This is a genomic window from Lysinibacillus sp. G01H (genome assembly GCF_028872195.1).
In the GTDB taxonomy this organism is placed as follows: domain Bacteria; phylum Bacillota; class Bacilli; order Bacillales_A; family Planococcaceae; genus Lysinibacillus; species Lysinibacillus capsici.
Genome location: NZ_CP118397.1, coordinates 2,111,972 through 2,134,996 on the forward strand (window position 1 = coordinate 2,111,972; position 23,025 = coordinate 2,134,996).

General features: G+C 39.4%; 22 protein-coding genes and 2 riboswitches. Of the genes, 12 read left to right on the forward strand and 10 right to left on the reverse strand.

Going from position 1 to position 23,025, the window contains the following annotated elements; genetic code table 11:
* Positions 1-2: 2 nt before the first annotated feature.
* The gene (locus PSR12_RS10645; RefSeq protein WP_274773128.1) at positions 3-740 is read right to left on the reverse strand and encodes a class I SAM-dependent methyltransferase; all 738 of its coding nucleotides are present in this window, start codon (positions 738-740) and stop codon (positions 3-5) included.
* Positions 741-1,083: 343 nt separating this feature from the next.
* On the opposite strand from PSR12_RS10645, the gene ccsB reads away from it, so the two are divergent.
* A complete protein-coding gene (ccsB, locus tag PSR12_RS10650; RefSeq protein WP_112118749.1) occupies positions 1,084-2,253 on the forward strand; it encodes a c-type cytochrome biogenesis protein CcsB in 1,170 nt (389 codons plus the stop codon).
* A gap of 256 nt (positions 2,254-2,509) precedes the next feature.
* Here the strand turns inward: ccsB and PSR12_RS10655 are convergent, their stop codons facing one another.
* A complete protein-coding gene (locus PSR12_RS10655) occupies positions 2,510-3,700 on the reverse strand; it encodes an amidohydrolase (protein WP_274773131.1) in 1,191 nt (396 codons plus the stop codon).
* A 13-nt stretch (positions 3,701-3,713) separates the two neighbouring features.
* Positions 3,714-5,243, reverse strand: coding sequence for an AbgT family transporter (locus PSR12_RS10660; RefSeq protein WP_221682301.1), 1,530 nt, complete (start codon positions 5,241-5,243; stop codon positions 3,714-3,716).
* A gap of 150 nt (positions 5,244-5,393) precedes the next feature.
* Here PSR12_RS10660 and PSR12_RS10665 point away from each other — a divergent pair, with 150 nt between their 5' ends.
* A complete protein-coding gene (locus PSR12_RS10665; protein ID WP_274773133.1) occupies positions 5,394-6,692 on the forward strand; it encodes a hypothetical protein in 1,299 nt (432 codons plus the stop codon).
* Between the two features lie 163 nt (positions 6,693-6,855).
* Here the strand turns inward: PSR12_RS10665 and PSR12_RS10670 are convergent, their stop codons facing one another.
* From PSR12_RS10670 to PSR12_RS10680, 3 genes are all read right to left on the reverse strand, one after another.
* Positions 6,856-7,056 (reverse strand): cold-shock protein, encoded by a 201-nt coding sequence (locus PSR12_RS10670; RefSeq protein WP_004230248.1) that lies wholly within the window; start codon positions 7,054-7,056, stop codon positions 6,856-6,858.
* A 229-nt stretch (positions 7,057-7,285) separates the two neighbouring features.
* Complete coding sequence (locus PSR12_RS10675) at positions 7,286-7,912, reverse strand: response regulator transcription factor (protein WP_221682299.1); 627 nt, start codon at positions 7,910-7,912, stop codon at positions 7,286-7,288.
* On the reverse strand, positions 7,887-10,067 hold the full coding sequence (locus tag PSR12_RS10680; RefSeq protein ID WP_274773137.1) for an ATP-binding protein: 2,181 nt from the start codon (positions 10,065-10,067) through the stop codon (positions 7,887-7,889). Before PSR12_RS10680 ends, PSR12_RS10675 begins: the two co-directional genes overlap by 26 nt.
* 190 nt (positions 10,068-10,257) lie before the next feature.
* Here PSR12_RS10680 and PSR12_RS10685 point away from each other — a divergent pair, with 190 nt between their 5' ends.
* The 8 genes from PSR12_RS10685 (at position 10,258) to PSR12_RS10720 (ending at position 17,249) form a co-directional block, all read left to right on the forward strand.
* On the forward strand, positions 10,258-11,166 hold the full coding sequence (locus PSR12_RS10685) for a hypothetical protein (RefSeq protein ID WP_221682297.1): 909 nt from the start codon (positions 10,258-10,260) through the stop codon (positions 11,164-11,166).
* Between the two features lie 47 nt (positions 11,167-11,213).
* Positions 11,214-12,191, forward strand: coding sequence for a thymidylate synthase (locus tag PSR12_RS10690; protein ID WP_274773139.1), 978 nt, complete (start codon positions 11,214-11,216; stop codon positions 12,189-12,191).
* 176 nt (positions 12,192-12,367) lie between these two features.
* Positions 12,368-12,553 (forward strand): hypothetical protein, encoded by a 186-nt coding sequence (locus tag PSR12_RS10695; protein WP_274773141.1) that lies wholly within the window; start codon positions 12,368-12,370, stop codon positions 12,551-12,553.
* Between the two features lie 44 nt (positions 12,554-12,597).
* Positions 12,598-12,804, forward strand: a complete 207-nt coding sequence (locus tag PSR12_RS10700) for a hypothetical protein (protein WP_036080672.1) — start codon at positions 12,598-12,600, stop codon at positions 12,802-12,804.
* A 105-nt stretch (positions 12,805-12,909) separates the two neighbouring features.
* Positions 12,910-13,323: an Rrf2 family transcriptional regulator gene (locus tag PSR12_RS10705; protein WP_221682294.1), complete on the forward strand. Its 414-nt coding sequence runs from the start codon at positions 12,910-12,912 to the stop codon at positions 13,321-13,323.
* A 70-nt stretch (positions 13,324-13,393) separates the two neighbouring features.
* Entirely contained in the window at positions 13,394-14,023 is a 630-nt protein-coding gene (locus PSR12_RS10710) for an NAD(P)-dependent oxidoreductase (RefSeq protein WP_274773144.1), read from the forward strand.
* Between the two features lie 402 nt (positions 14,024-14,425).
* On the forward strand, positions 14,426-15,844 hold the full coding sequence (gene aspA, locus PSR12_RS10715; protein WP_004230240.1) for an aspartate ammonia-lyase: 1,419 nt from the start codon (positions 14,426-14,428) through the stop codon (positions 15,842-15,844).
* 160 nt (positions 15,845-16,004) lie between these two features.
* Entirely contained in the window at positions 16,005-17,249 is a 1,245-nt protein-coding gene (locus PSR12_RS10720; protein ID WP_221682292.1) for a methyl-accepting chemotaxis protein, read from the forward strand.
* 246 nt (positions 17,250-17,495) lie between these two features.
* Here PSR12_RS10720 and PSR12_RS10725 read toward each other — a convergent pair whose 3' ends face one another.
* Positions 17,496-17,765 carry a hypothetical protein gene (locus tag PSR12_RS10725; protein WP_274773148.1) on the reverse strand — a complete coding sequence of 90 codons (270 nt, stop codon included), beginning with the start codon at positions 17,763-17,765 and terminating at the stop codon, positions 17,496-17,498.
* A gap of 110 nt (positions 17,766-17,875) precedes the next feature.
* Between PSR12_RS10725 and PSR12_RS10730 the strand changes: the two genes are divergently transcribed.
* Positions 17,876-18,256, forward strand: coding sequence for a PH domain-containing protein (locus tag PSR12_RS10730; protein WP_274773150.1), 381 nt, complete (start codon positions 17,876-17,878; stop codon positions 18,254-18,256).
* Between the two features lie 162 nt (positions 18,257-18,418).
* Here the strand turns inward: PSR12_RS10730 and PSR12_RS10735 are convergent, their stop codons facing one another.
* Entirely contained in the window at positions 18,419-18,676 is a 258-nt protein-coding gene (locus PSR12_RS10735; RefSeq protein WP_274773152.1) for a GNAT family N-acetyltransferase, read from the reverse strand.
* A gap of 14 nt (positions 18,677-18,690) precedes the next feature.
* Entirely contained in the window at positions 18,691-19,140 is a 450-nt protein-coding gene (locus PSR12_RS10740) for a hypothetical protein (protein ID WP_274773154.1), read from the reverse strand.
* A 247-nt stretch (positions 19,141-19,387) separates the two neighbouring features.
* A riboswitch (cobalamin riboswitch) is annotated at positions 19,388-19,571 on the forward strand.
* 227 nt (positions 19,572-19,798) lie between these two features.
* On the opposite strand from PSR12_RS10740, the gene PSR12_RS10745 reads away from it, so the two are divergent.
* Positions 19,799-20,554 (forward strand): hypothetical protein, encoded by a 756-nt coding sequence (locus tag PSR12_RS10745; protein WP_274773156.1) that lies wholly within the window; start codon positions 19,799-19,801, stop codon positions 20,552-20,554.
* A 140-nt stretch (positions 20,555-20,694) separates the two neighbouring features.
* On the opposite strand, the gene PSR12_RS10750 is transcribed toward PSR12_RS10745, so the two are convergent.
* The gene (locus PSR12_RS10750) at positions 20,695-22,632 is read right to left on the reverse strand and encodes an elongation factor G (protein ID WP_274773157.1); all 1,938 of its coding nucleotides are present in this window, start codon (positions 22,630-22,632) and stop codon (positions 20,695-20,697) included.
* A gap of 182 nt (positions 22,633-22,814) precedes the next feature.
* Positions 22,815-23,001, forward strand: a riboswitch (cobalamin riboswitch).
* Positions 23,002-23,025: the final 24 nt, after the last annotated feature.

The following is a 23,025-nucleotide window of genomic DNA, read 5'->3' on the forward strand; positions in this document are numbered from 1 at the left end:
GTTTATTTTTTCGCTTTGATGAATAAAAAGGATGGCCTGCGTAGCTCCTTTTCAATAGAAGGAAGCTGTTGAATGGCTGCTGTGCTTGGAATTGGTTCTACAATACTATCAATCGTTAATCCATGAGCAATCAATGTATTGACCAGTGTCGCTATGGTGCGATGATATTTGACAACACCATCCACCAACCATGTTTGCTCACGCAAGCCTTCTTCCTGGTAATGATCCACAGCATAGTGCAGACGTTGATGATTGTCATCATATACCCAATTATCATCTGTTGTATGACGAGCTGTAGCAATAGGATGCTCCACCGAGAAAATAAATACACCGTTAGGACGGAGCATGTGAGCAATTTGACCAATGACCGCATCGAAATCTTTGACATAATGAAGAGATAGGGAGCTGGTTATACAATCAAAGCTAGCCGAAGGAGCTTCATAATCCTCTATTGCCTGTAGCTGATAGTCAATTTGTGGGTGGGCATGCTCCTGTTTAGCGACGGACAGCATATTGCTCGAAACATCTAATGCGGTTACGTGCTTGGCTTGATGGTCGATACAATACTTGGCGAAATCCCCCATACCACAGCCAATATCGAGTACCTGTAAATTTGTCAAAGGTGGAAGTAAAGCCTTCATCGTGGGCTGCTCCAAAAGACGGTTATAATTAGTTGCTTTTTGTCTCAATGTCTTGTAGTGATGAAAAAATATCGGATTATCATAAATATTTTGTTTCATTAAAAGCCTCCAGTTTATGAAACATAACGTTATGTCATTTGTGCGCATCATTATTGTCCCATGTAGATAGAAAAAGAAATAGACTTTTATTACAATTTTTTGTAAGATGTAGATAGAGGCATACCATTTTTTGATACAGTCGTTTTCCATTTAATGGGGTATTTTATCGTTCCCTCTACATAATGATTGAACCTACCAAGCACATCCTCATTTCTATGTCATAAAAATGTAACAATTCGAAAAAATAAATATATTTAAAGGGAAAACATGGCACTTCTCACACGCTATAACGTTCTTAGTATTTGGAAGCATATTCCGAAAAAGAGACGTTGGAGGGATTCTATTGAATCAAGAAAGTTTATTATCCATTAGTAGCAATGCCTTATTTATTGCCTTTATTCTACTACTCATTGCTATTGTGCCATTAGGGCTAGCAGTCAAATCAAAGAGAAAAACATTCGGTAAGCTAGGCCTATTGCTCACTTATATAGCCTTTGCCCTACAGCTCGTGTACTTTGTTGTCAGATGGGTGGCGGTTGACCATGCGCCTGTCAGTAATATGTATGAATTTATGACGTTCTTTGGCATCATGCTTACAGGAAGTTACTTAATTATCCATTTCTTATATAAGCAAATCGTGGTTGGCTTATTCACGATTCCTGTATCCTTAATCATCCTTGGTTATGGAAGCGTTTTTGCGAAGGAAGTATCGCCGCTTGTTCCATCATTACAAAGTCACTGGTTAACGATTCATGTCATGACTGTGGCCTTTTCTAGTGCCATTTTATCTGTATCCTTTGCTACAGGTTTAATTTATTTATTAAGAACGCTGGATGTTTCCAAAAAATCTATCAGTACATATGGGCTTGAGTTTGTATTGTATTGTTTGGTGGTTGTCATTGGCTTTATCGGCGTATCTACTTTTTTCAGCCTTGCCACAGAAGAGGTGCAGGTACAATTCGATAATGCACAGGGACAGCAGGAAAAAGCTACTTACTCCATGATGCCCCTGATTGTAAGTAAAGGAGCCGTCACCGAAAAGGGCGAAGCAATCGGTGGTGTCGAAATCACAAATAAAATAGATGCCAAGAAATTAAACTCGATTGTCTGGGCATTTATCGTGGGGACTATTTTATATGGTGTCATTCGATTCATCACAAGAAAATCAGTGAGTGCCTTATTAAAGCCATGGACAAGCCGCGTACAGCCACAATTAATGGATGAAATTTCCTATCGGGCTGTTGTTATCGGCTTCCCATTATTTGCATTAGGTGGCCTGCTATTCGCCATGATTTGGGCGCAAATTGCCTGGAGTCGCTATTGGGGCTGGGACCCGAAAGAGGTGTGGGCATTAATTACCTTTTTATTCTACGCTGCCTTCCTCCATTTCCGCCTATCCAAAGGCTGGGAAGGGGAAAAAACAGCCTGGTTGGCCATTATCGGCTTCGGCATTATTGTGTTTAACCAAGTATTTGTCAATCTAGTCATTGCCGGCTTACACTCCTATGCCTAGCTAAAAGGGGGGATTCGTGACTCCAAAGTGAGAGGAAAACGCTCAAACTAGTCAGGTGACCGCTCCAAAGTGAGGAGAAAGCGCTCAACCCAGCAAGGAAGCAGCTCCAAAATAACTGAAAAGTGCTCAAACTGATGAGTGAATCGCTCCAACGAGTGAGAGAACCTCTTAGCTTTGGCCATCCTTTTCTTCTTATTAAAATATTCAACCGAAAAAAGCATTACGAAATGCATTGAGCACTTCGTAATGCTTTTTATTAATTATTTTTTGCGAAATAGTCTAGCGTTGCTTGGCCTAAAACGTTGGCGGCAATTCGTAATGAGCGCTCGTCGATATCGAATTTCGGGTGATGGTGTGGATAGACTTCCTCCCAATCAGGATTTTTTGCCCCTGTGAAGAAAAACGCACCGGGGATTTCCTCTAAGAAATAGGCAAAGTCCTCACCGCCCATATTCGGATCAACTATTTCAACCGTCTCAACATCTGCAATTTTCTCTGCGGACGCCATTATATGCTCAGTCTCTTCTTCATGGTTTACAACAGGCGGATAGCCTCGCACATACTCATACTCGTAATCGGCTTTTGTTAAATAACAAGTTGCCTTTAGAAGCTCTTCGATTTCATGCTCTAACAAACTACGCTCCTCCTCGTGAAAAGTGCGTACCGTACCCTTCATGTACACTTGATCAGCAATGACGTTGAAAGGATTTAATGCCTCAATATGCCCAATTGATACTACTGCTGGACGTAATGGGTTGATGCGACGTGCCACAAGCTGCTGTAAATTTGTAATAAACTGAGCTGCAAGGACAATGGAATCCTTGGTGTCACTTGGGTTTGAACCGTGGCCACCCTTGCCTTTTATCGTTATATAGATACCATCTGCTGCAGCCATTAATGGTCCTTTAGCTGTTTGCACTTTACCAAGATCAGTTGGTGCCCATAAATGTGTCCCAAAAATAACATCTACACCTTCTAAGCAGCCATCTCTAATCATCGAAATAGCTCCACCTGGCGCAAGCTCCTCAGCATGTTGATGAATAAAGACGATTGTTCCTTCTAAATCATTCTTCATTTGGTTAAACGCCTTCGCTAAGATTAATAGGGAAGCTGTGTGTCCATCATGGCCACAAGCATGCATACGCCCTTTAATTTTTGATTGGAAAGGTAAGCCGGTTTCTTCCGTAATGGCTAAAGCATCAAAGTCTGCACGCAACGCAACTGTTTTCCCTGGTTTCCCACCAATTAGCTTTGCCACAACTCCATTGCCACCTACACCTTCACGAACCTCATGACCTAACGCGCGATGAAAGGCAGCAATGGTTTTTGGTGTTTCTACTTCCTCAAAGGAAAGCTCAGGATTTTCATGAAAATGACGACGAAGCTGTATTGTCTCTTCTTCATAATGTTTTAATAAATCTGCTAACTGTTGTTGTAAAGTTGTCATTCACTAACACTCCTTATTTTAAGTAAATATAATCTCCAGGACCAAGCGGTAAACCGAATAGGAACCAAATGGCGAAGAGGATAATCCAACCGATTGCGAAAAACACCGAGAACGGCAATAAAGAAGATATAAGCGTACCAATTCCGATATTTTTATCATAGCGCTTTGCAAATGATAGTAAAATCGCGAAATACGGTAACATAGGGGTAATTGGATTTGTAATCGAATCACCTACACGATAGGCCATTTGTGTAACCGCTGGGGAATAGCCTAAGTATAAGAACATTGGTACGAAAATTGGTGCAAGTAAAGCCCATTTTGCAGAAGCACTGGCGATTAATAAGTTGACAAAGGCACAAATTAAAACAAAACCTATCATCATTGGTAAACCTGTAAAATTTAATGCCTGTAAAAGCTCTGCACCTTTAATGGCTAAAATAGAACCAATATTGCTCCAATTGAAAAAGGCAATCATTTGTGAAGCGGCAAATGCTAATACTATAAATGGTGCCATATCTGCAATGGATTTAAAGATTTTCTCTGCAACTTCCTTATCGTTTTTAACCTCCTTCGCTGCAATCCCATAGGCAAGGCCAGGTAATAGGAAGAAGAATAACATGATAGGGACAATACCTGCCATGAAAGGTGAGTTTAAAAAGCCACCTGTTGCAGGATCACGTAAAAGACCGTTTGATGGTATGACTGTAAAAGCAATGACTAAAATATAAACTAGCGTTACAATTCCAGCCCATTTTAAACCTCTCTTTTCTAAAGCTGTCAATGGCTCTAGCTTTTCAATTTCACCATGGAACGAACCAAAGCGAGGCTCTGTAAACTTCTTTGCAACCCACGTACCAATAATGACTAATAAAAACGTCGAAGCAATTAAGAAATAGTAGTTCATCGTTGCGCGACCAGCGTACGCTGGATCTGCTATTTGTGCTGCTGATTCTGTAATCCCCAATAATAATACATCTAGAGAGCTAATTAATATGTTCGCACTGAAGCCCCCCGCTACAGCCGCATATGTAATAATTAAGCCTGCTAATGGATTTCGACCAATACTCATAAAAATCATGGCAGCAATTGGTGGTAAAATGATAAATGCCGCGTCAGCCGCTAAGTTACCAACTAAACCTGTAAAAATGATAAAAGGTACAATTAATTTTGTAGGTGCTGACATCACAATTTTCTTCATGACAGCTGAAATTAAACCTGTTTGCTCAGCTAAACCAATACCAATCATTGTCACGATTACTAGCCCTAATGGAGCGAAGCCTGTAAATGTTGAAACCATCTGCGTTAATATTAAGATAAGCCCTTCTTGACTTAGCAGATTTTTTACTTGAATGACATCTTCGGTCCCAGGTTGAACTGCTGAAATACCGAGCATGGATAAAACCCATGATAAAACTAGTACTACACCTGCTAGAATAATAAATAACGTGATCGGGTCTGGTAGCTTATTACCTGCACGCTCGATTTTATCTAACATGTTATCAATCCAAGATTTTTTCTTAATTGTTTGTGAATTCCCTTGCATAAATTTCATCTCCTTTTATACTTTATTAGACTTAACCTTTAAAAATCCAATGTCTTTATTTTAAGACGCTGAAAATCTATGTCCTTTATACAAAGAAACCATATTTTCTGACTATTTTCAATATTTATTTTTTATTAAGGAGCTATATGTATGTATAAAATTAATGTTTTTACCGCTAAACGCTCACTTTCATGGGTTCAACAGCTTGAAAAAATTAAACCCTCTTTTTGTGAATTTCATTACTATGCTTATACTGATTTTGAACATTTGAAGGAGCTTTTAGAAAAGTATTTAGAAGGGGGAGATGGAGCACTTTTTAGCGGGCAAATTCCATATTTCTATGCACAAAAACATTTTCAAGAAGCAACGGTACCCATGCATTATTTTGATATTTCAGAGCGTGATTTTTACCGTACCGTTACGGAGCTTTTTTATGAAAAAAAGATTGCTATGAATCGCATTGCCATCGACTTTTGCTATGAAGAAAACGGCTATTTGGGCATTCATGAATGGTCGATTGGAAAAAAACCTTATCTTTTTAGCCAAACGATGAGCGAGTACGCAAGTAACGATATTGTCGATAAAGCTGCTGAATGGCACATACAATTGCATAAGGAAAACAAGGTTGATTTGAGCTTTACCCGCATTGCAGAAATACGTGAGCGCTTAGCAGATCAAAATATACCATTTATCGCTTTTTACCCGTCTCAATATGCAATGCAATTAACATTAGATCATTTTCTCAATCAACTGCGAATTCGACAGCTTAACCAAAATAAAGTAGTGGTAGTGCATATTTTAATTCCGATAGATAAATCGAATATAGAAGACCTAGAATATCGGCAAATTGCCCTATATAAAACGATATTAGATTTCAAACAACTGTATGCTAGCTCATTTATCGTACATCGTGAGGCATCGTTTATTGCAATTATCACGACGTATAAGCAATTTTTAAGTACAACGAATCGTTATTCACATTGTCATTTAGTTGATTTTTTAAATGAGAAGCTATCGTTTCCTGTCAGAATAGGGTGGGGAATTGGTGACTCTCTAATTGAAAGTCAGGAGTTTGCTAAAAAAGCCGCAACCCTCTGCTCTTCAAAGGAAACACAGGGATACATTATTGAAAATTCACGAGAAATTGGGCCTTTACTATATGGAACGATGCTACAGTTTGACGATGAAAAACAACAGCATCTAAAAAATTTAAGTACGACATATGATATTCCCTTATTACAATTACAAAAAATAGAAGCGATGCTGGAAAAACTAACGACAACGATTGTTAGTGGGGAACTGCTCAGCACACATCTCGGCATTACTGTACGCTCTGCAAACCGCATTTTAAAGCAGCTCCATGAGAAAAATTTAGCACACGAATTACCAAGCAACACATCCACCACGCGTGGACGCCCAAAAAAGTATTATCAAATTCATTTATATTAGTCAGGATGGAATGGATCATACGGAGGGGCTACCTGCGCAAGTTGATAGGATCATCGTAAAGGTATAACGAGGGAGTAACTCGGATTTATAAATCCTGAAAAGGAAAAAGAGACATCCATTTAAGAATGTCTCTTTTTATATGCACGTCTATGTTAAGTGAAGATTATAGTTTCACTACATTCGTTGCTTGAGGTCCGCGGCTGCCTTCTTCTACGCCGAATTCAACTTTTTGGCCCTCTTCTAAAGTTTTGAAGCCATCAGATTGGATAGCAGAGAAATGTACGAATACATCATTGCCACCTTCAACTGCGATGAAGCCAAAACCTTTTTCTGCGTTAAACCATTTTACTGTACCTTGTGTCATGTAAACACCCTCCCAAAAAAATTCAACAATCAATTGCTTCTATCACATATAAAAAACATATTCAAAAGCTCGTATTACTTTTGAATACGTGTTTTTAATCATCGCAATGAAGTAATGTAATTATTACCCTTATTATAGTACAGAATTGTTTGTATATCCAGTAAATTCCGTTTTTAGTAAGGAAAAATTTACATTTGTAATCTAATAGTAAAGAAACGCTATTTCCTCATTATTTAATCCATGCTTTTTCCTTAGCAACGATGACAGCCTCTGCCCGCGACTCTACATTCAGCTTGACGAATAGCTTGGATAAATAGTTCTCCACCGTACGCTGGGTGACACCTATTGCAGAGGCGATGGCTTTATTTGTACAGCCTTGGGCAACGAGCTGTAGTATTTCCTGTTCCTTATCGCTCAGTAGAACCTCCTGCTGCACATTCGGCAGGTTCGTGCGTTGCTGAACAAAGTCTAAGAAATCGGCTGCAAGTAAAATCTCACCCCTTATGGCTGCTTGAATGGTTTGAATCACTTGCTCCTTTGTCGCCAGCTTTGATAATAGACCGTCAATTTTTTTCTCAATCAATAGCTCATAATAATCGGAAAGTTCGTAGCCTGTGTAAAGTATAATCAAAGCATCAGCTTGTTTTTTCTTAATCATCTCTGATAATTGAATACCGTTGATTGGCTTCATATTGATATCAATGAGAAACAACTGAAAGGTATCTGTATCCATTCTTGATAAAACGGCTGCGCTATCCTGTTCTGTTTCGATTTGAACATTGGCTAAATCTTGCAACAATGTTTTCGTACCATCTAAAACGACAGGATGGTCATCTATAATAAGTATGTTCATCATATGAATCCCCGTCCTCTTGTATTTGTATATAAATATGCATGCCCTCGTTAAGGCTCGATTGAATCGTAATGTCACCATTAAAAGCACGGACACGTTCACGAATGCCATTAATGCCCATTGATGCAGAGGACTGTATTAAATCGTCAATGTCGCAGCCTATACCATTATCATCGTATCGAAGGATAAAGCCTTGAGGAATCACTTGTAATTGAAGCGAAACCTCTGTTGCTTCGGCATGCTTGATTGCATTATTTAACAGCTCTTGAACGAGACGATAGACTACGAGATGCAGGGTGACATCCTGAAATTCTACACGATCAATTTGTGCGCTTAATAAAAAATCAGCCCTTATTTTTACCTTTTGAATGAGTTTTTTTAATGCCATTTGTAAACCAAAGGTATCCAATAGTGGGGGACTTAAGTTCTCGCAATATTCTCGTAAGTCCTTCGTTGCATTTAATAGCTGCTCGCGTATAGCTAGCACGGTCTCCTTTTGAATAGTAGGGGAGCCAGCTAGGACATCAAGCTCTCTGGCTAAATGAAGCTGCTCCTGCAAAATGGTGTCATGTAATTCCTGTGCTAAAATACTCTTTTCCTTCTCAATAATATTCCATAGCAATTTATCGAGCCAAGGAAGCGGTGTATCACTGGTATTTTTCATATGCTGAATTTCACGCACTAAATCCTCAATTTGCTGTAAGTTATTGATAAACATCGACACATACAGTGCAAGCAATTCTAACCAAAGTAGCTCTTCCTTTTGCAGAGCATGGCGTATTTCTAACATAATCTTTTCCTCACCAGCATCATGTAACAATAATTGCGGATAGTAGCTTACTTGCTGTGGAGAATCGTCTGTTATTGTACAGATATGAAACGCTGTTGTTCCAAGCTTCTCGGTGATTTCATATTTAAAACGATCCAATAATTCTTGTTGGTTTTTTGCTTTGCCCATGCGCTGAACGGCTGCATATAAATTATGTACATAATTTCCAGTAGAAGAGAAGATAATTTTCCGATACTTAAAATCAATGCGTTCTTTTATATAAAAGCTCGCAATGATCACCATAAAGACAAGTAAAAAAATACTTGTGACATGCACGATGGATAGCTCCCCCATAAATAACAGGGCAATCCCTGCTGTCAACAGAAGCGCACTGAAAAAGGCTAGCGTTGAATAATAGCGTAATCGTGATAATTGGTATTCAATATCGAATAATCGTTCGTTCACCTGAATGAACAGAAAAGAGAACGGAATAAATAATAAAAACAATGCGGCGATTTCAGCGTGTAATATCGGCTTATGTCCTAATATTTCAGGTGTAACGAAGAATAATAAAAAGGGTAAAAACGGCACGATAAAGGCAAGCGCAATTAAACGAATTTTGGCCAATTTTGTACGTAAGAAACTCGTTACTAAAATAAAAATTGCATAGAGCACTAGGACAGCAAATAAGCTCAAGTTCAAGATAGGTATTATCTCACGTAATGTTGGCACCACTTCCTCCAGTAAAATGATAAGTATTAAAAAGTACAGCCATTTGCTGTGAGGATAGGTCCACTTGATTTGCAGGTATTTGAAAAAGTGTTGTAAAAAGTGAATAAAGAGAACCATGCATAAAATAATACAGCTACTAATGACAAACATCCCAATCATATTTCCTCTAGCTGATGCGCCAGTACTGATATAGGCAGTCGAACAAGTTAATAAAAATAGGATCAATAAAAACGTTGAAAGATTATTTTGATTGCGTCGCCAAACATAAAGTGCGACTCCAAAAGCTAGGAAAAAATAAAAGATGGGGAACAAAATTTGCAGATATAATTCTTCTGGTATGTCCCGATGTTTGACAGTAATGGTTTGAATACTCTTATCAGCCTTTTGGATCGTTATTGCATTGGCGCTTCTAACGATCATTTGCTGTTGAACGTAGCGATTCTCCATGGCTGGCTGCCCATCGATAGCCACAATAATATCCCCTTTTTCAATATTTTTTTGCTCTGCCCATAGAGGGTAATAGCTATCCACAAAAACAGGCTGACCGTTTGTTGTATCGAGAGTGAGACTAACAAAGGGTGTTTTGATAGTAATACCTAACACATAAATACCGAGTATTAGGTATGTAAGAAAAATACAATATGTCCATTTTTTCATTGTAAAACCTCGAATTTACTTATGATCATAATCTCCTATATATTATCGCTAATTATTGATAAATTTGGAATACCGAAATAACGAGTTTCGGAAAACCACTATTGTTTTTTCGGAATAACGAAATAGTGTTTTCGGACATGGCTATGATAGGGTAAATTTAATCATTAGTGACGAATAGGGGGACTTCTGCGTGAAAAAAGGCATTTTAACACTTTTACTTTTTTTTCTCATCGCTATGATCACCATTCCATTGACCACGAAGGCCAAAACGGTGAATCAGGATAAAGTCGAGGTAGAAATTGGTCTCATAGGCAGTGATCATCATTTTGTCTATAAGATTCCGAAGCACTTACATAAGGATATGCCCTATACAGAAATGAAAAACGGCATTCAAGCTTCCTTAGCTAATCATTGGAAAATTGGAGAGACTCGTTATGAGGCCAATAAATCCGATGTTGCCTATACCTTTTATATTCAGGATTTATTTCAAGAAAAGCAGGATGGTCAGCTAAAAGTAGCCATACCCTATCGTCATCTAGTAGGGATGTTTGGCGAGCAAGATCCTATTCAATTGCGTATTTTAGCAAGTAAATTATCCAAGTGGACTGTCAATACAAAGGATTGGACAGCGCTTGGCTTTATGGAGCCCTTTACTTTTTTAAGTGAACGTGAATATGTCTATGAGGGAGCAGTCCAAGAGTTATTAAACCAAAGAGTTGGCCATTTTGATGGCACCATTCAAAAAAGTCAGTTGCTTGTATACAGTGTCATTTATTTTTGCTTTATGGCTATCCAACTGCTTGCTTGTCTTATTTTATCCAGACGGTTAAAAAGGAAAATCATTGAAAATCCAGACAATATGCATCAGTTCCGTAAACTCAATTACCTGTATCAATTGGTGCCGATCTTGATTATTGTCGCACAAATCGTGTTCCTTGTTTTATCGGGTCTAATTACAGCATTTGGATTATACTTTAGTCCTGGCATTGATTTATTAGTGATCGTTGGACCTGTTTTATTAAATATCATCTTGCTGCCCACTTTTTTCGTCACAACAGAGAGTGAAATTTCAAGGGAGCTCAACAATAATTCGTTGTGAAATGGTATAATGATCAACAGCAAACTTGAAGGAGCTGTTGAAGAAAAATGACGCATCCAGAATTCGCGTACTTAAATTTACTACAACATATATTAGAAAATGGCACAAAGAAAGAGGATCGAACGGGGACAGGTACATATAGTGTCTTTGGGTATCAAATGCGTTTTGATTTAAGCAAAGGTTTTCCTCTTCTAACGACAAAGCGTGTGCCCTTTAAGCTTGTAGCAAGTGAATTATTATGGTTCATTAAAGGGGATACCAATATCCGTTACCTATTGCAGCACAACAACCACATCTGGGATGAATGGGCATTTAAAAAATGGGTGGAATCTGATGAGTATACAGGCCCTGATATGACAGATTTTGGTCGACGCTGTTTAGTAGACGAGTCATTTAACGCAATGTATCAAAAGGAGCTTGCCTCATTTTGTGAACGTGTCTTAACAGATGATGACTTTGCACAGCAATATGGAGATCTCGGAAATGTCTATGGCAAACAATGGCGCCATTGGACAACCTCTGATGGCGATAGCCTTGATCAGCTACAGGATGTTATTCATCAAATTAAGCATCAACCTGATTCACGCCGTATTATTGTCAATGCATGGAATCCTGAAGATGTCATTAATGCGGGCGCAAAGGGCAGTAAAGCTGCATTACCACCGTGCCATGTGATGTTCCAATTTTATGTAGCAGATGGTAAATTAAGCTGCCAGTTAATGCAAAGAAGCCTTGATACATTATTAGGCTGTCCATTCAATATTGCGTCTTACGCCTTATTAACACATTTGATCGCACATGAGTGTGGCCTAGAGGTTGGCGAATTTATTCATAGCATTGGAGATGCGCATATTTATGCGAATCATGTGGAGCAAGTGAAAGAACAGCTATCACGTGAGCCAAGAAACCTACCAACATTGCACATCAATCCCAATAAAGCATCCATCTTTGATATAGAGCTTGAGGATTTATCGATTGAAGGATATGATCCACATCCTGCGATTAAAGCACCGATTGCCGTATAATGCTAACAGCAGCCATTTTGGTTGCTGTTTTTTCAAACGAATAGCTAGGTCTAACTTTTTGTTAAATAGGTAAGTAGTTGGATGACTGGATGAAAAAAATCATTATAGTTATTATGGTATAATTAGCATTATTTGGTATAATAGGAATAGTTCGTTATATTGTAGGGGTGATAGTTGTGAAAAATACAATGGTACTTCTAGTAGATGAATATGATCGACAGCAAAGAGAGCCAGAACAAAGCATGGGTTCTGTGCCACATGCATATTCTTGTAACAAGATCGAATTGTCACAGCAGCAAATTCAAGAAATGATGCAAATCATTGAAGAGATTCGCTTGAAAGGTTATAAAGATACACTATAAATGTAAGCGCCCCCTAAGCTATAATGACTATGGAGGTGTTTTTTATGAACGTTATTTTTATCGATTCTTATTCTGGGGAAGAGCTGCTACATATGGTGTCACAAGATGTAGCAGGCATTTTGGCAGCAGCACAAGGAGAAAGTGTGACATTTCCTGTAGGTCACTTTAAATATGAATTTCATAATTTAGATTTTTATGAGGACAACGGTCAAATACGACAGGAATTAGTCATTTACGTAAAAAAAATATAAGCGATACATTAGCAACAGCATATCGGGAAACAATATATACAGGTGACAGTGCTTGACTTTTTTCTGCACCTGTAACTATAATAGTTACAACAGGTGGTGATACATATGGTGAACAGTCGATTTTCGGTGGCGATCCATATTCTTTCGCTCATTGCTACAACATCTGATAAAAGTCTCCTTTCGTCCGATTTTATAGCTGGAAGTGTGAATACCAATCCAGTAGTCGTAAGAAGAATGATTGGTGTGCTAAAAAAAGCAGGCTTACTTTCTTCTCATTCTGGCATGGCTGGCTATGAGCTATTAGTAGAGCCAAAGGATTTAACACTGTTAGCTATTTATCAGGCAATTGATGGGCCAGAACAGCTATTTGCCATTCATGATGAGCCAAATCCAGCGTGTGCAGTAGGTCAAAAAATCCAGCATACATTGGAGGGTGTCTATACATCTGTTTGGCTGGCAATAAAAGAGCAATTACAAGCACAGACGCTACAGGGTGTGCTAGATCAGCTTCGTACTTAGACGAAGATGGTCTTCTTGTATCTAACCTGTAACTAAAATAGTTACAACTAAACCTTAGGAGGAACAAATCATGAAAATGGCCGTAATTGGTGCAACAGGGAAAGCAGGACAAAAAATAGTAGAGGAAGCGATACAACGTGGTCATGAGGTCACAGCCATCGTTCGTTCAGCAGCAAAAGTGACAGCTACTATTCCAGTAATTGAAAAAGATGTGTTTGATGTGACGCAAGATGATGTAAAAGGCTTCGATGTCGTTGTCAATGCATTCGGTGCTCCAGCTGGACAAGAAGATTTACATGTCAAAGCTGGTCGACATTTGATCTCGATTTTCCAAGGTATTCCTACAAAATTAGTGGTTGTAGGCGGAGCGGGTAGTCTATTTGTGGACCAAGAGAAAAAAGTGCGTGTGATGGATACACCAGATTTCCCAGCCATGTATTTAGCAACGGCGCAAAATCAAGGACAAAACCTCTTGGATTTACAACAATCATCCATTACTTGGACATTTATTAGTCCATCTGCATTTTTCGATCCAGAAGGACCACGTACAGGGCGCTATACAGCAGGAGTCGACCACTTACTAGTAAATGATGCGGGGGAAAGCTATGTCAGCTATGCCGATTACGCAGTGGCTGTCGTCGATGAATTAGAAAACCCACAGCACGTTAATAGCCGTTTCACAGTAACGTCGAATAAATAATATGCAACTGAGCGTTTCTATCAATTTCTCCTCGGCGTAATTGCGTCCAGATTTTTTCGAGCTTGCTCGAAAAGCTCCTCTGCAAAATCTGTGACATTCGCCGGAGGCTTTGGGGCAACACGAAGTTGGTCACACCGTCAATGCCACAGGACGTGGCGCTTTTGACGGTGTTCTTCTATTTCAGTGGAATTTTGAGCAAATACTATGAGCAAATCATAAGGACCTTACATTGGCTTTCATTGCACAAAACATTTGCTGAATCAAGATAAAATGCGCTCGGTTTTTTGTGATTTTTTTGCTTTTTTGAAGGATTTTTTTCGTTTACAGAAAAATGACTGTTTACAATACGACTTTTATTAGCTACTATCAAGTGTGAGTATTACATAAAAGGAGACGACAATAATGTCAACACAACGAATAGAAAAAGATTTTTTAGGTGAGCGCGTATTACCAGCAGAGGCGTATTACGGAATTCAAACACTACGTGCTACGGAAAACTTCCCGATTACAGGCTACACAATTCACTCTTCACTTATTAAAGCAATGGGGATTGTGAAGAAGGCAGCTGCATTAAGTAATATGGAAGTACACCTATTATCAAAAGAAATTGGTGAGGCAATTGTCGAAGCAGCACAAGAAGTGATTGATGGCAAATGGGATGCTGAATTTATCGTAGACCCAATTCAAGGTGGAGCAGGTACTTCCATTAATATGAATGCCAATGAAGTCATCGCTAACCGTGCCCTAGAAATTTTAGGGAAAGAAAAAGGTGACTATCACACAGTAAGCCCAAACAGTCATGTCAATATGTCACAATCAACAAATGATGCTTTCCCAACAGCTATTCATATCGCTGTGTTAAATTTAATAGATGAATTATTAGTAACGATGGATTATATGCAATCCGTTTTCCATCAAAAAGCTGAGCAATTTGCTCATGTTATTAAAATGGGTCGTACGCATTTACAGGATGCCGTGCCAATTCGCTTAGGACAAGAGTTTGAAGCTTATTGCCGCGTGATCAATCGTGACATCGTACGCATTCGTCAAACACGTCCAAATTTATATGATGTAAACATGGGTGCAACGGCTGTCGGAACAGGCTTAAATGCCTTCCCAGACTACATTAAATCTGTTGATGAGCATCTTGCTGAAATTTCTGGTTTACCTTTAAAGGGTGCAACGCATTTAGTGGATGCCACACAAAATACAGATGCCTATACAGAAGTATCAGGCGCTTTAAAAATCTGTATGATTAATATGTCTAAAATTGCTAATGACCTGCGTTTAATGGCTTCTGGTCCTCGCGCAGGCTTAGGAGAAATCCTGTTACCAGCTCGTCAACCAGGTTCTTCAATTATGCCAGGTAAGGTCAACCCAGTTATGCCTGAGGTGCTGAACCAAGTAGCCTTCCAAGTAATTGGGAATGACCATACGATTTCTCTTGCATCGGAAGCTGGCCAATTAGAATTAAACGTAATGGAGCCTGTATTAGTGTTCAACCTAATCCAATCCATTAGCATTATGAATAATGTTTTCCGTGCGTTTACAGAAAACTGCTTAAAAGATATTGAGGCAAATGAAGAGCGCATGAAAGAATATGTAGAAAAAAGCGTAGGGGTGCTAACAGCAGTAAACCCTCACATCGGTTATGAAGTAGCTGCTCGTCTAGCACGTGAAGCCATTCTAACAGGTCGTTCAATTCGTGAGCTTTGTATTGAAGAAGGCGTCCTAACAAAAGAACAATTAGACTTAATTTTAGATCCATATGAAATGACACACCCAGGTATTGCGGGTTCAAGTATCATGAAATTAAAATAAAACGAGCAATGATGGACTGTAGACATGCCCTAAAAAGCTGTCTATAGTCTTTTTTTGTAGACCTTTCCTCATATAAAAATAGAGCGTATCCTTATGTGTTTTAGGATTATTCAACTATAATAATGGTATGGAATACATATTTTAGTTGGGGGAATTTGGAATGAGTTTACGAAAAAAGAGTTTACTTGGCTTTTCCGCTTTAAATGTTTTAATGATCGTTATTTTATTTATCGATTTAGCCAATGTAACGACATTAGATTGGTTTTCTACCGTGTTAACAATTGTAGGAATCGCTATTACACTATCTTACACAGTGTATGTCCACTACAAAGTGATACAGCCTATCAAACAAATTACAGAGGCTGCACAAGCAATTACGGCAGGCCAATTAGATACAGTTGTCATTGAGGTTCGTGACAATAGTGAAATTTCTCAACTAGCAAAATCCTTTTTAGAGATGCAGGAACAGTTACGAACAATGACACAAAAAATTGCGCACAGCTCTACAGATTTATCAGCAAGCATCGAGGAATTATCTGCGAGTACGAATGAAATTACGCTTGCTGTGGAAGAAGTAGATCAACAAATGGATAAGACTTCTGAGGGCTTGAAGCAAGCAGCACAATCGGCTAATGATAGTGCTAAATCTATGCAAGAAACCGTTGATGGAATTGAGCGAATTACAGTAGCCACACAAGATGTGTTTGTGCATGCGAAAGATGCTAGCGAGATAGCAGGAAATGGTGCAAATATTTTACATGTGGCAAAAGAGCAAATGCAATTTATTTCCTCTTCAACAGAAAAAACAAGTGGATTGATGCAGCAATTATCCCTTAAAATGTCAGATATTAAATCAATGACAGATATGATTACGGCCATTACAGATCAAACAAATCTACTAGCATTAAATGCGGCCATAGAAGCAGCGCGTGCTGGAGAGCATGGTAAAGGCTTCGCCGTTGTAGCTGAGGAAGTGCGTCAATTAGCAGAACAATCCAAGCACTCTGCTACGCAAATTGTGGATTTAGTTGTAGGAATAGAAAGTGATACAAAACAAGTAGCCTCATCAGTAGAAGATGATTTGAAAAATGTTCAACAAGGAGTTTATGTCATTGACGAAGCGACAAAATCATTTGGCACGATTTCACAGCATGTTAGTCAGATGACAAGTCAGCTTGAGGATATTTCGACGACAGCTGAGCAGCTTTCAAGTAGCGCCAATGAAGTAGCATCCACTGTGACAACCATAGCAGCTGGCATGGGCAAGCTATCGAATTATACAGAAGCTGTGTTACATTCAATGGACGAGCAAACAGCCTCAATGCAAGCAGTTAATCATGTCACACAGGATTTAAGTGTCCAAGCGGATAACTTACAAAAGTTAACTAACCAGTTTCAGGTTTAGGCAATGAAAAGTATTTTTCTAGGTTTTTTAAGCCCTAAATAAGCATCTTCATCAATACTACGAAAAGCCACAAAGTAGAAATGATGGACCATAAAAACACTTTCCTAGAATACATGGAAAGTGTTTTTATGGTCGAACCAGCGCAATTAGTTTCCCAGTGAACTCCTCAGATAGTGTGTAGATCGTATGCGTATCCTCGACATGCATCAAACTACTGTTTTGACCTTTATCAACTAACCAAAGATGCTAGCCATATTTGTTTCCTGCCTTGTCCACTATTTGTACATTATGTTCTGGTGAAGCCATATTGACGGTACCCTCGTTTTTGACAGCTGTTGCAATGGCTTGTTGGAATAGTGTAAGTAATTCTTCATCCTGATATTTTTTACAAAAATCACGGTTTATCTTGCCAAATTCAGCACGATTAGAAATGCTGACCTTAGCTAAATCATCATCTGGTTTTTCATTACATCCTAGTAAAACAACGGCTAGTAGAGACACTAAAGCAACTATCATTATTCGTAACCACTCACCCCCTCAATAGGCAAAATAATACCACCATTTCCTGTCGTAGCTCTCACTTCTTTGTAATACATTAAATAAACGAGAGCGAAAGGGGACAGATAGTGGGCTTATTTGATGGATTGATCGGCAATGCAAGTGAGGTGAATTTAGAAAAACTACAGGAGGAGGTCCATGATTTATTAATTCCAAATGAGACAGTCAAGAATGCCTATAAAATTATTAGAGACACTTTTATTTTTACCAATAAACGATTGATCCTCATTGATAAGCAAGGAGTGACTGGCAAGAAAACGGAGTATCATTCTATTCCCTATAAAAATATCGTGCATTTTTCAGTAGAAACAGCTGGAACATTTGATTTAGATGCAGAGCTCAAAATATGGGTGTCTGGCAGTTCATTACCGATTCAAAAAAACTTCAATAAGGCGACAAATATTTATAAGGTGCAAAGCGTCTTAGCACAGTATGTGTTGGCGACGTAATGAAGGTGTTAATAGTACATGTGCACAACCAAAAGCCCGCAAATATGCGAGGCTTTTTTGTCGTGCCAGAAGAGGACGGCGTAAGGGATTTTAAGTCGGCTTCATGATTACGGTAGGCTCGAAAATACTGATAAGCGTAAATAAGAACGCCTTGCCGAAGTCTTATTCAAAGACAATCATTTCTCCGACTTCTTTAAACCCGAAGCGTTTGTATATATTCTTTCCATCCTCTGATGCCTGTAAGACTACGGGCTTTTGCTTATCAATTGTTTGACTGAGTAGGAATTGAAACATCTCACTGCCATACCCCTTGCCCCTATACGCATCTTTTGTCATCACATCATAAATCCCATAGCAATGTTTACTGTCTATTAATAATCCCGTAGCGATAGGTATTTCCTTTAAACAGCCAATAAACATTCGAGCATTTGATGCTAACTTTTCCTGTCTCCAAATAAACTTAGAAAAACTTCCTTATATTGTAGAAGCTCTTCCTTGTTGCTTACTTCTGTGATGGTAAGATGATTGGAAATTCGTGGACCTGTGCGAAGTGTATGGTCAAGCTTCATCATCATATTTCGTTCAGCTTCCTGTAAATTGCAGTCTTTTATCAGCTGTAGCCAATCATCGCTTAGATAGTTGGCATCCACCCACGTGCTGAAAGGAAGTTTATTAACAATGAAATGATTAATCCTTTGTTTAAGATGATTTTCCTTATGAATCATAGGCGATTTCACTACTAGCAAATTAAATGTATCAGTTGGAATGTTCGTGTTGGCTATGACAAAATGAGCTTCCTCTATAATTTGTCCAGAAACAGCTTGAGTAAATAGTTTCATTTTTTCCTCTAAATTACTCGTCACTAAATGTTGACTTGCTTTCATATCTTTCATCCTTTCACTATTAGTAGTGCGCACTATCTTTTATTATAGAGTCATTGAAAGATTAAAAATACGGAGTTCACCGTTTTTATATCCTCCCATAATTTTCAGAAAACAATCAGGTACGAAAAGCAAGGATGATTAGTAGTTTGGAAAATATTATGATATTTGACTTTAGAAAAATACTACTTTACAATTGATTTTAGTAATCTAATAGGAATGTGGCGTACACTAAATTCCTATGACAACTGAATAGCGTGTAGTAATAGGTGTAAATTGCGTGCAATTTGCTTAAAAGGGAAGTCGGTGCGAATCCGACACTGTCCCGCAACTGTAAATGTGAGCGACTTTTCAGCAACCACTGTCAAATGATGGGAAGGGGAAAAGTGGCGATGACCATGAGTCAGGATACCTGCCTAGTTACGAGTACACACCATAAACCTACGAGGAATAGGAGGTGGCATGTTGACAAAACAGAATACTCTGTTCGTCACAGTACGTCAAACGCCCATAGTAAATGAAAGGGTTCACAATCGAACTCGTTCACACATACTTAGGGTTTGTTTGCCATTGTGTGATGAAAGAAGATAAAATGAAGGATTTCCTCTAAAGTAGGGAGTCCTTTTTGTTTTGAAAATATGTACGCAAAGGGGATGCACGTATGACAAATTTTCATGTAACGACAACGTTGGAAACGCCTTTTGAAGATCTGAACATTTGTAAGCAACCACGCACAGAAGTTGCCAAGAAAGCGAAAACAAGAATGGTGGTCGAATCTCTAATCGATCAATTATTAGCAACGAAGCTGATTCGCAATGATCGCTTCTTTGAGCAAATCTTATATAATAAAGAAATTATTTGGATACAAAATGGGGATGTGGACGGTCATCTTTTAGCGAAAGCAGCCATAGCAGATGAACTGAAAACAAAGACGAATAGCTTTATGATGTACATGCCGACCAATCCGATTGTCTATGAGGTCAATGGAGAAGCGTATCACTTAATTACACGCATTGATTCTACACGCGCAAAGCCCAACCTTGACCGACTCTCATTGGAGCCAAAGCCTGTTTTAAGTGCCGCTCGTGTCAATGACTTATTATGCTCGATTGTTATGCGCTTTTACGAAACGTATTTACACGATTTAGCACCTCACCATGACAAACTCATCGCATTTGTACAGCAGGAATATGCCCAGTTTATTGCAGCAGTGCAAGCGTTAAATGATTATCATTTCAACTGGCATCCACGTGGCAACGGTCACGAGCTTTTACTGCAATTAATTGATCATCTACAACTATTAAAAAGTCAGCCAGGTAAGGTACTGATTGATTTTACGAACAAGCATGACTACGTGATAGTTGAACCCGCTTATTTGATAGACAAACCAACAAAGAAGGCTGTCGGTGCACTATAAAACCAAGCCCTCCATTTTTTGGAGGGCTTGTTTTGATCTTGCGCTATGAATATCCGCGAAAGCAGGAAAAATACCCGCGCTAGTGCGACGAATACCCGCGAAAGCAAGCAATGCCTTCACGCGAACAAAATCTCCCCATCCTACAGGCAATGCATGGCTGCCTGTGCTTCTTGCCATGGAACCGAATATCCTTTGCCCTTTGCACAAAAGATACTAGAGGAACTATACTCAGGGTCTGCATTTTTATCGTAGCCAATCTGTGCAATCACATCCTCTGTATTATGGCACACATCATAGCCATCAAATTGGAGAGTGAGTGCACCTTTCCCATTTGTATAGGCGGCAAAGGTTGTACTGTAGCTCATTAAAGTGGCAACAGGCGCACGACCTGTTAGGATAACATCCGTTTCGGATAAAATCGGGTCATCGAATGTGCCTGCTGCTTGCTGAATATCATTCATCATACGGCCGATAAAGTCGTTTGAAGCCTTCATTTTAAAGCGATAATAGGGTTCAAGTAGGACATTTTGTGCCTGCTCCAGCCCCTGACGCAGTGCACGGAAACTGGCTTCGCGGAAATCTCCCCCCGATGTATGTTCATTATGCCCGCGACCTGTTAGAAGTGTAAAATGAATATCTGTTACAGGGAAGCCTGTCAGTAGCCCATGATGGTCACGCTCAAACAGATGCTTTTCAACAAGGCGCTGATTGCCTAAAGATAAATGATCTGCATGACAGGCATTGCTGAAGGTATTACCTGTTCCACGTGGATTTGGCTCCATTAATAAATGAACTTCGGCATAATGCTTGAGGGGCTCGAAATGACCATAGCCTGTTACGGGGGTCGCAATGGTTTCCATATATAAAATTTGCGGCTCACCAAAGGAGACAGCTATTGAAAAACGCGTCATGAATACCTCTGTCAGGACCTCTAATTGAATGACACCCATAATATGCACATGGATTTCCTGAAATTTTTCCAGCCAGACCACACGCAAGGACGGCTCTTCTGCTTCGAGTAAACGGAAAAACTGGAGCACTTCCTTGATATGCTGATCGCCCTCATATTGAACCTTTGCCTGTAAGGTTGGGACAAGCTCATAGGGCTGGGATAGCATCGTTGTACCGATTCGATCCCCAATGTTTGCCTGGCTCAGCCCTTTGACAGCGAAAATTTCTCCCGCCTCTACCTGTTGAACGGTCTCATAGCGACTGCCGTTATAAAGGCGAATTTCAGTTACTTTTTCTGTTACTTCGCTAAATGAAAATTCATCACGCACATGCAATGAACCCTTGACCGCCTTCATAAAGGTTAAACGCTGGTGACCATCATGACGAATTTTAAAAACCTCTCCCTCAAACGGGGCAACCTTGTCAAAATCGGTACTCGTTAACAGCGGGAGCTGGTCAAGAAATTCCTGAATGCCCTCATCCTTTAAGGCAGAGCCAGCAAAGCAAGGGAAGGCACATTCATTTTTAATCATTCCCTGTAACTGAGCAAGACACTGTTCATGCTCCAATGACTCATTCAGAAAGGCATCAAGCAATTTTTCGTCGCGCTCCGCTAGCCATTCCATGATGCTATTTGACACATAGTCTGCTCGCAGTGGCTCATCGATGAACAATACATGCTGTGAGCAATCTTTGCGAAGCTGCCTGATGACAGCCTCCACATTGGCACCTTCACGATCTATTTTGTTGATAAAGAAGAAGGTAGGGACATGGTATTGACGTAAAAGTTGCCATACTGTTTCTGTATGGCCTTGTATCCCTTCGACAGAGCTAATGATCATAATGGCATAATCCATCACACGAATGGCACGCTCCATCTCAGGGGAGAAATCGACATGCCCTGGCGTATCAATCAATGTGTATGTATCATCGCCAATGCGCATACGCCCCTGCTCGGCAAATATCGTAATGCCTCGTCTGCGCTCCAGCTCGTGATTATCAAGAAAGGTATCCTGATGATCAACTCGACCACGGGCTTGGATACTATTTGTATGAAAAAGTACTTGCTCAGAAAAGGTCGTTTTCCCTGCATCCACGTGCGCAAGTACACCAATTGTTTTGTACATAAGAAATCCTCGTTTCTATAGAATGCTATCTTTTTATTGTAACAGAATACTAGCTTCTATATTTCTTGTAAAATAGTTCGTCTTTATGTCGAAATAGTGCTAATATAATGATGATTATACTTTTAGTGTCATACTACTGATTGCGCGATAAATATTCTTCTGCTAGTCTATCAATAGTATTGACCATTATAGAACGTATTGGTGCAAATGGCATTTGTCATTTGCTTAAAAGGGAAATCGGTGCAATTCCGATGCTGTCCCGCAACTGTAAATGGGGAGTCTATACAGCATGCCACTGTAGTGAAACTATGGGAAGGCGTATAGATGATGAACCTAAGCCAGGATACCTGCCAGTATGTATTTTTTGACTAAGAACCACGAGGATGGGGATAG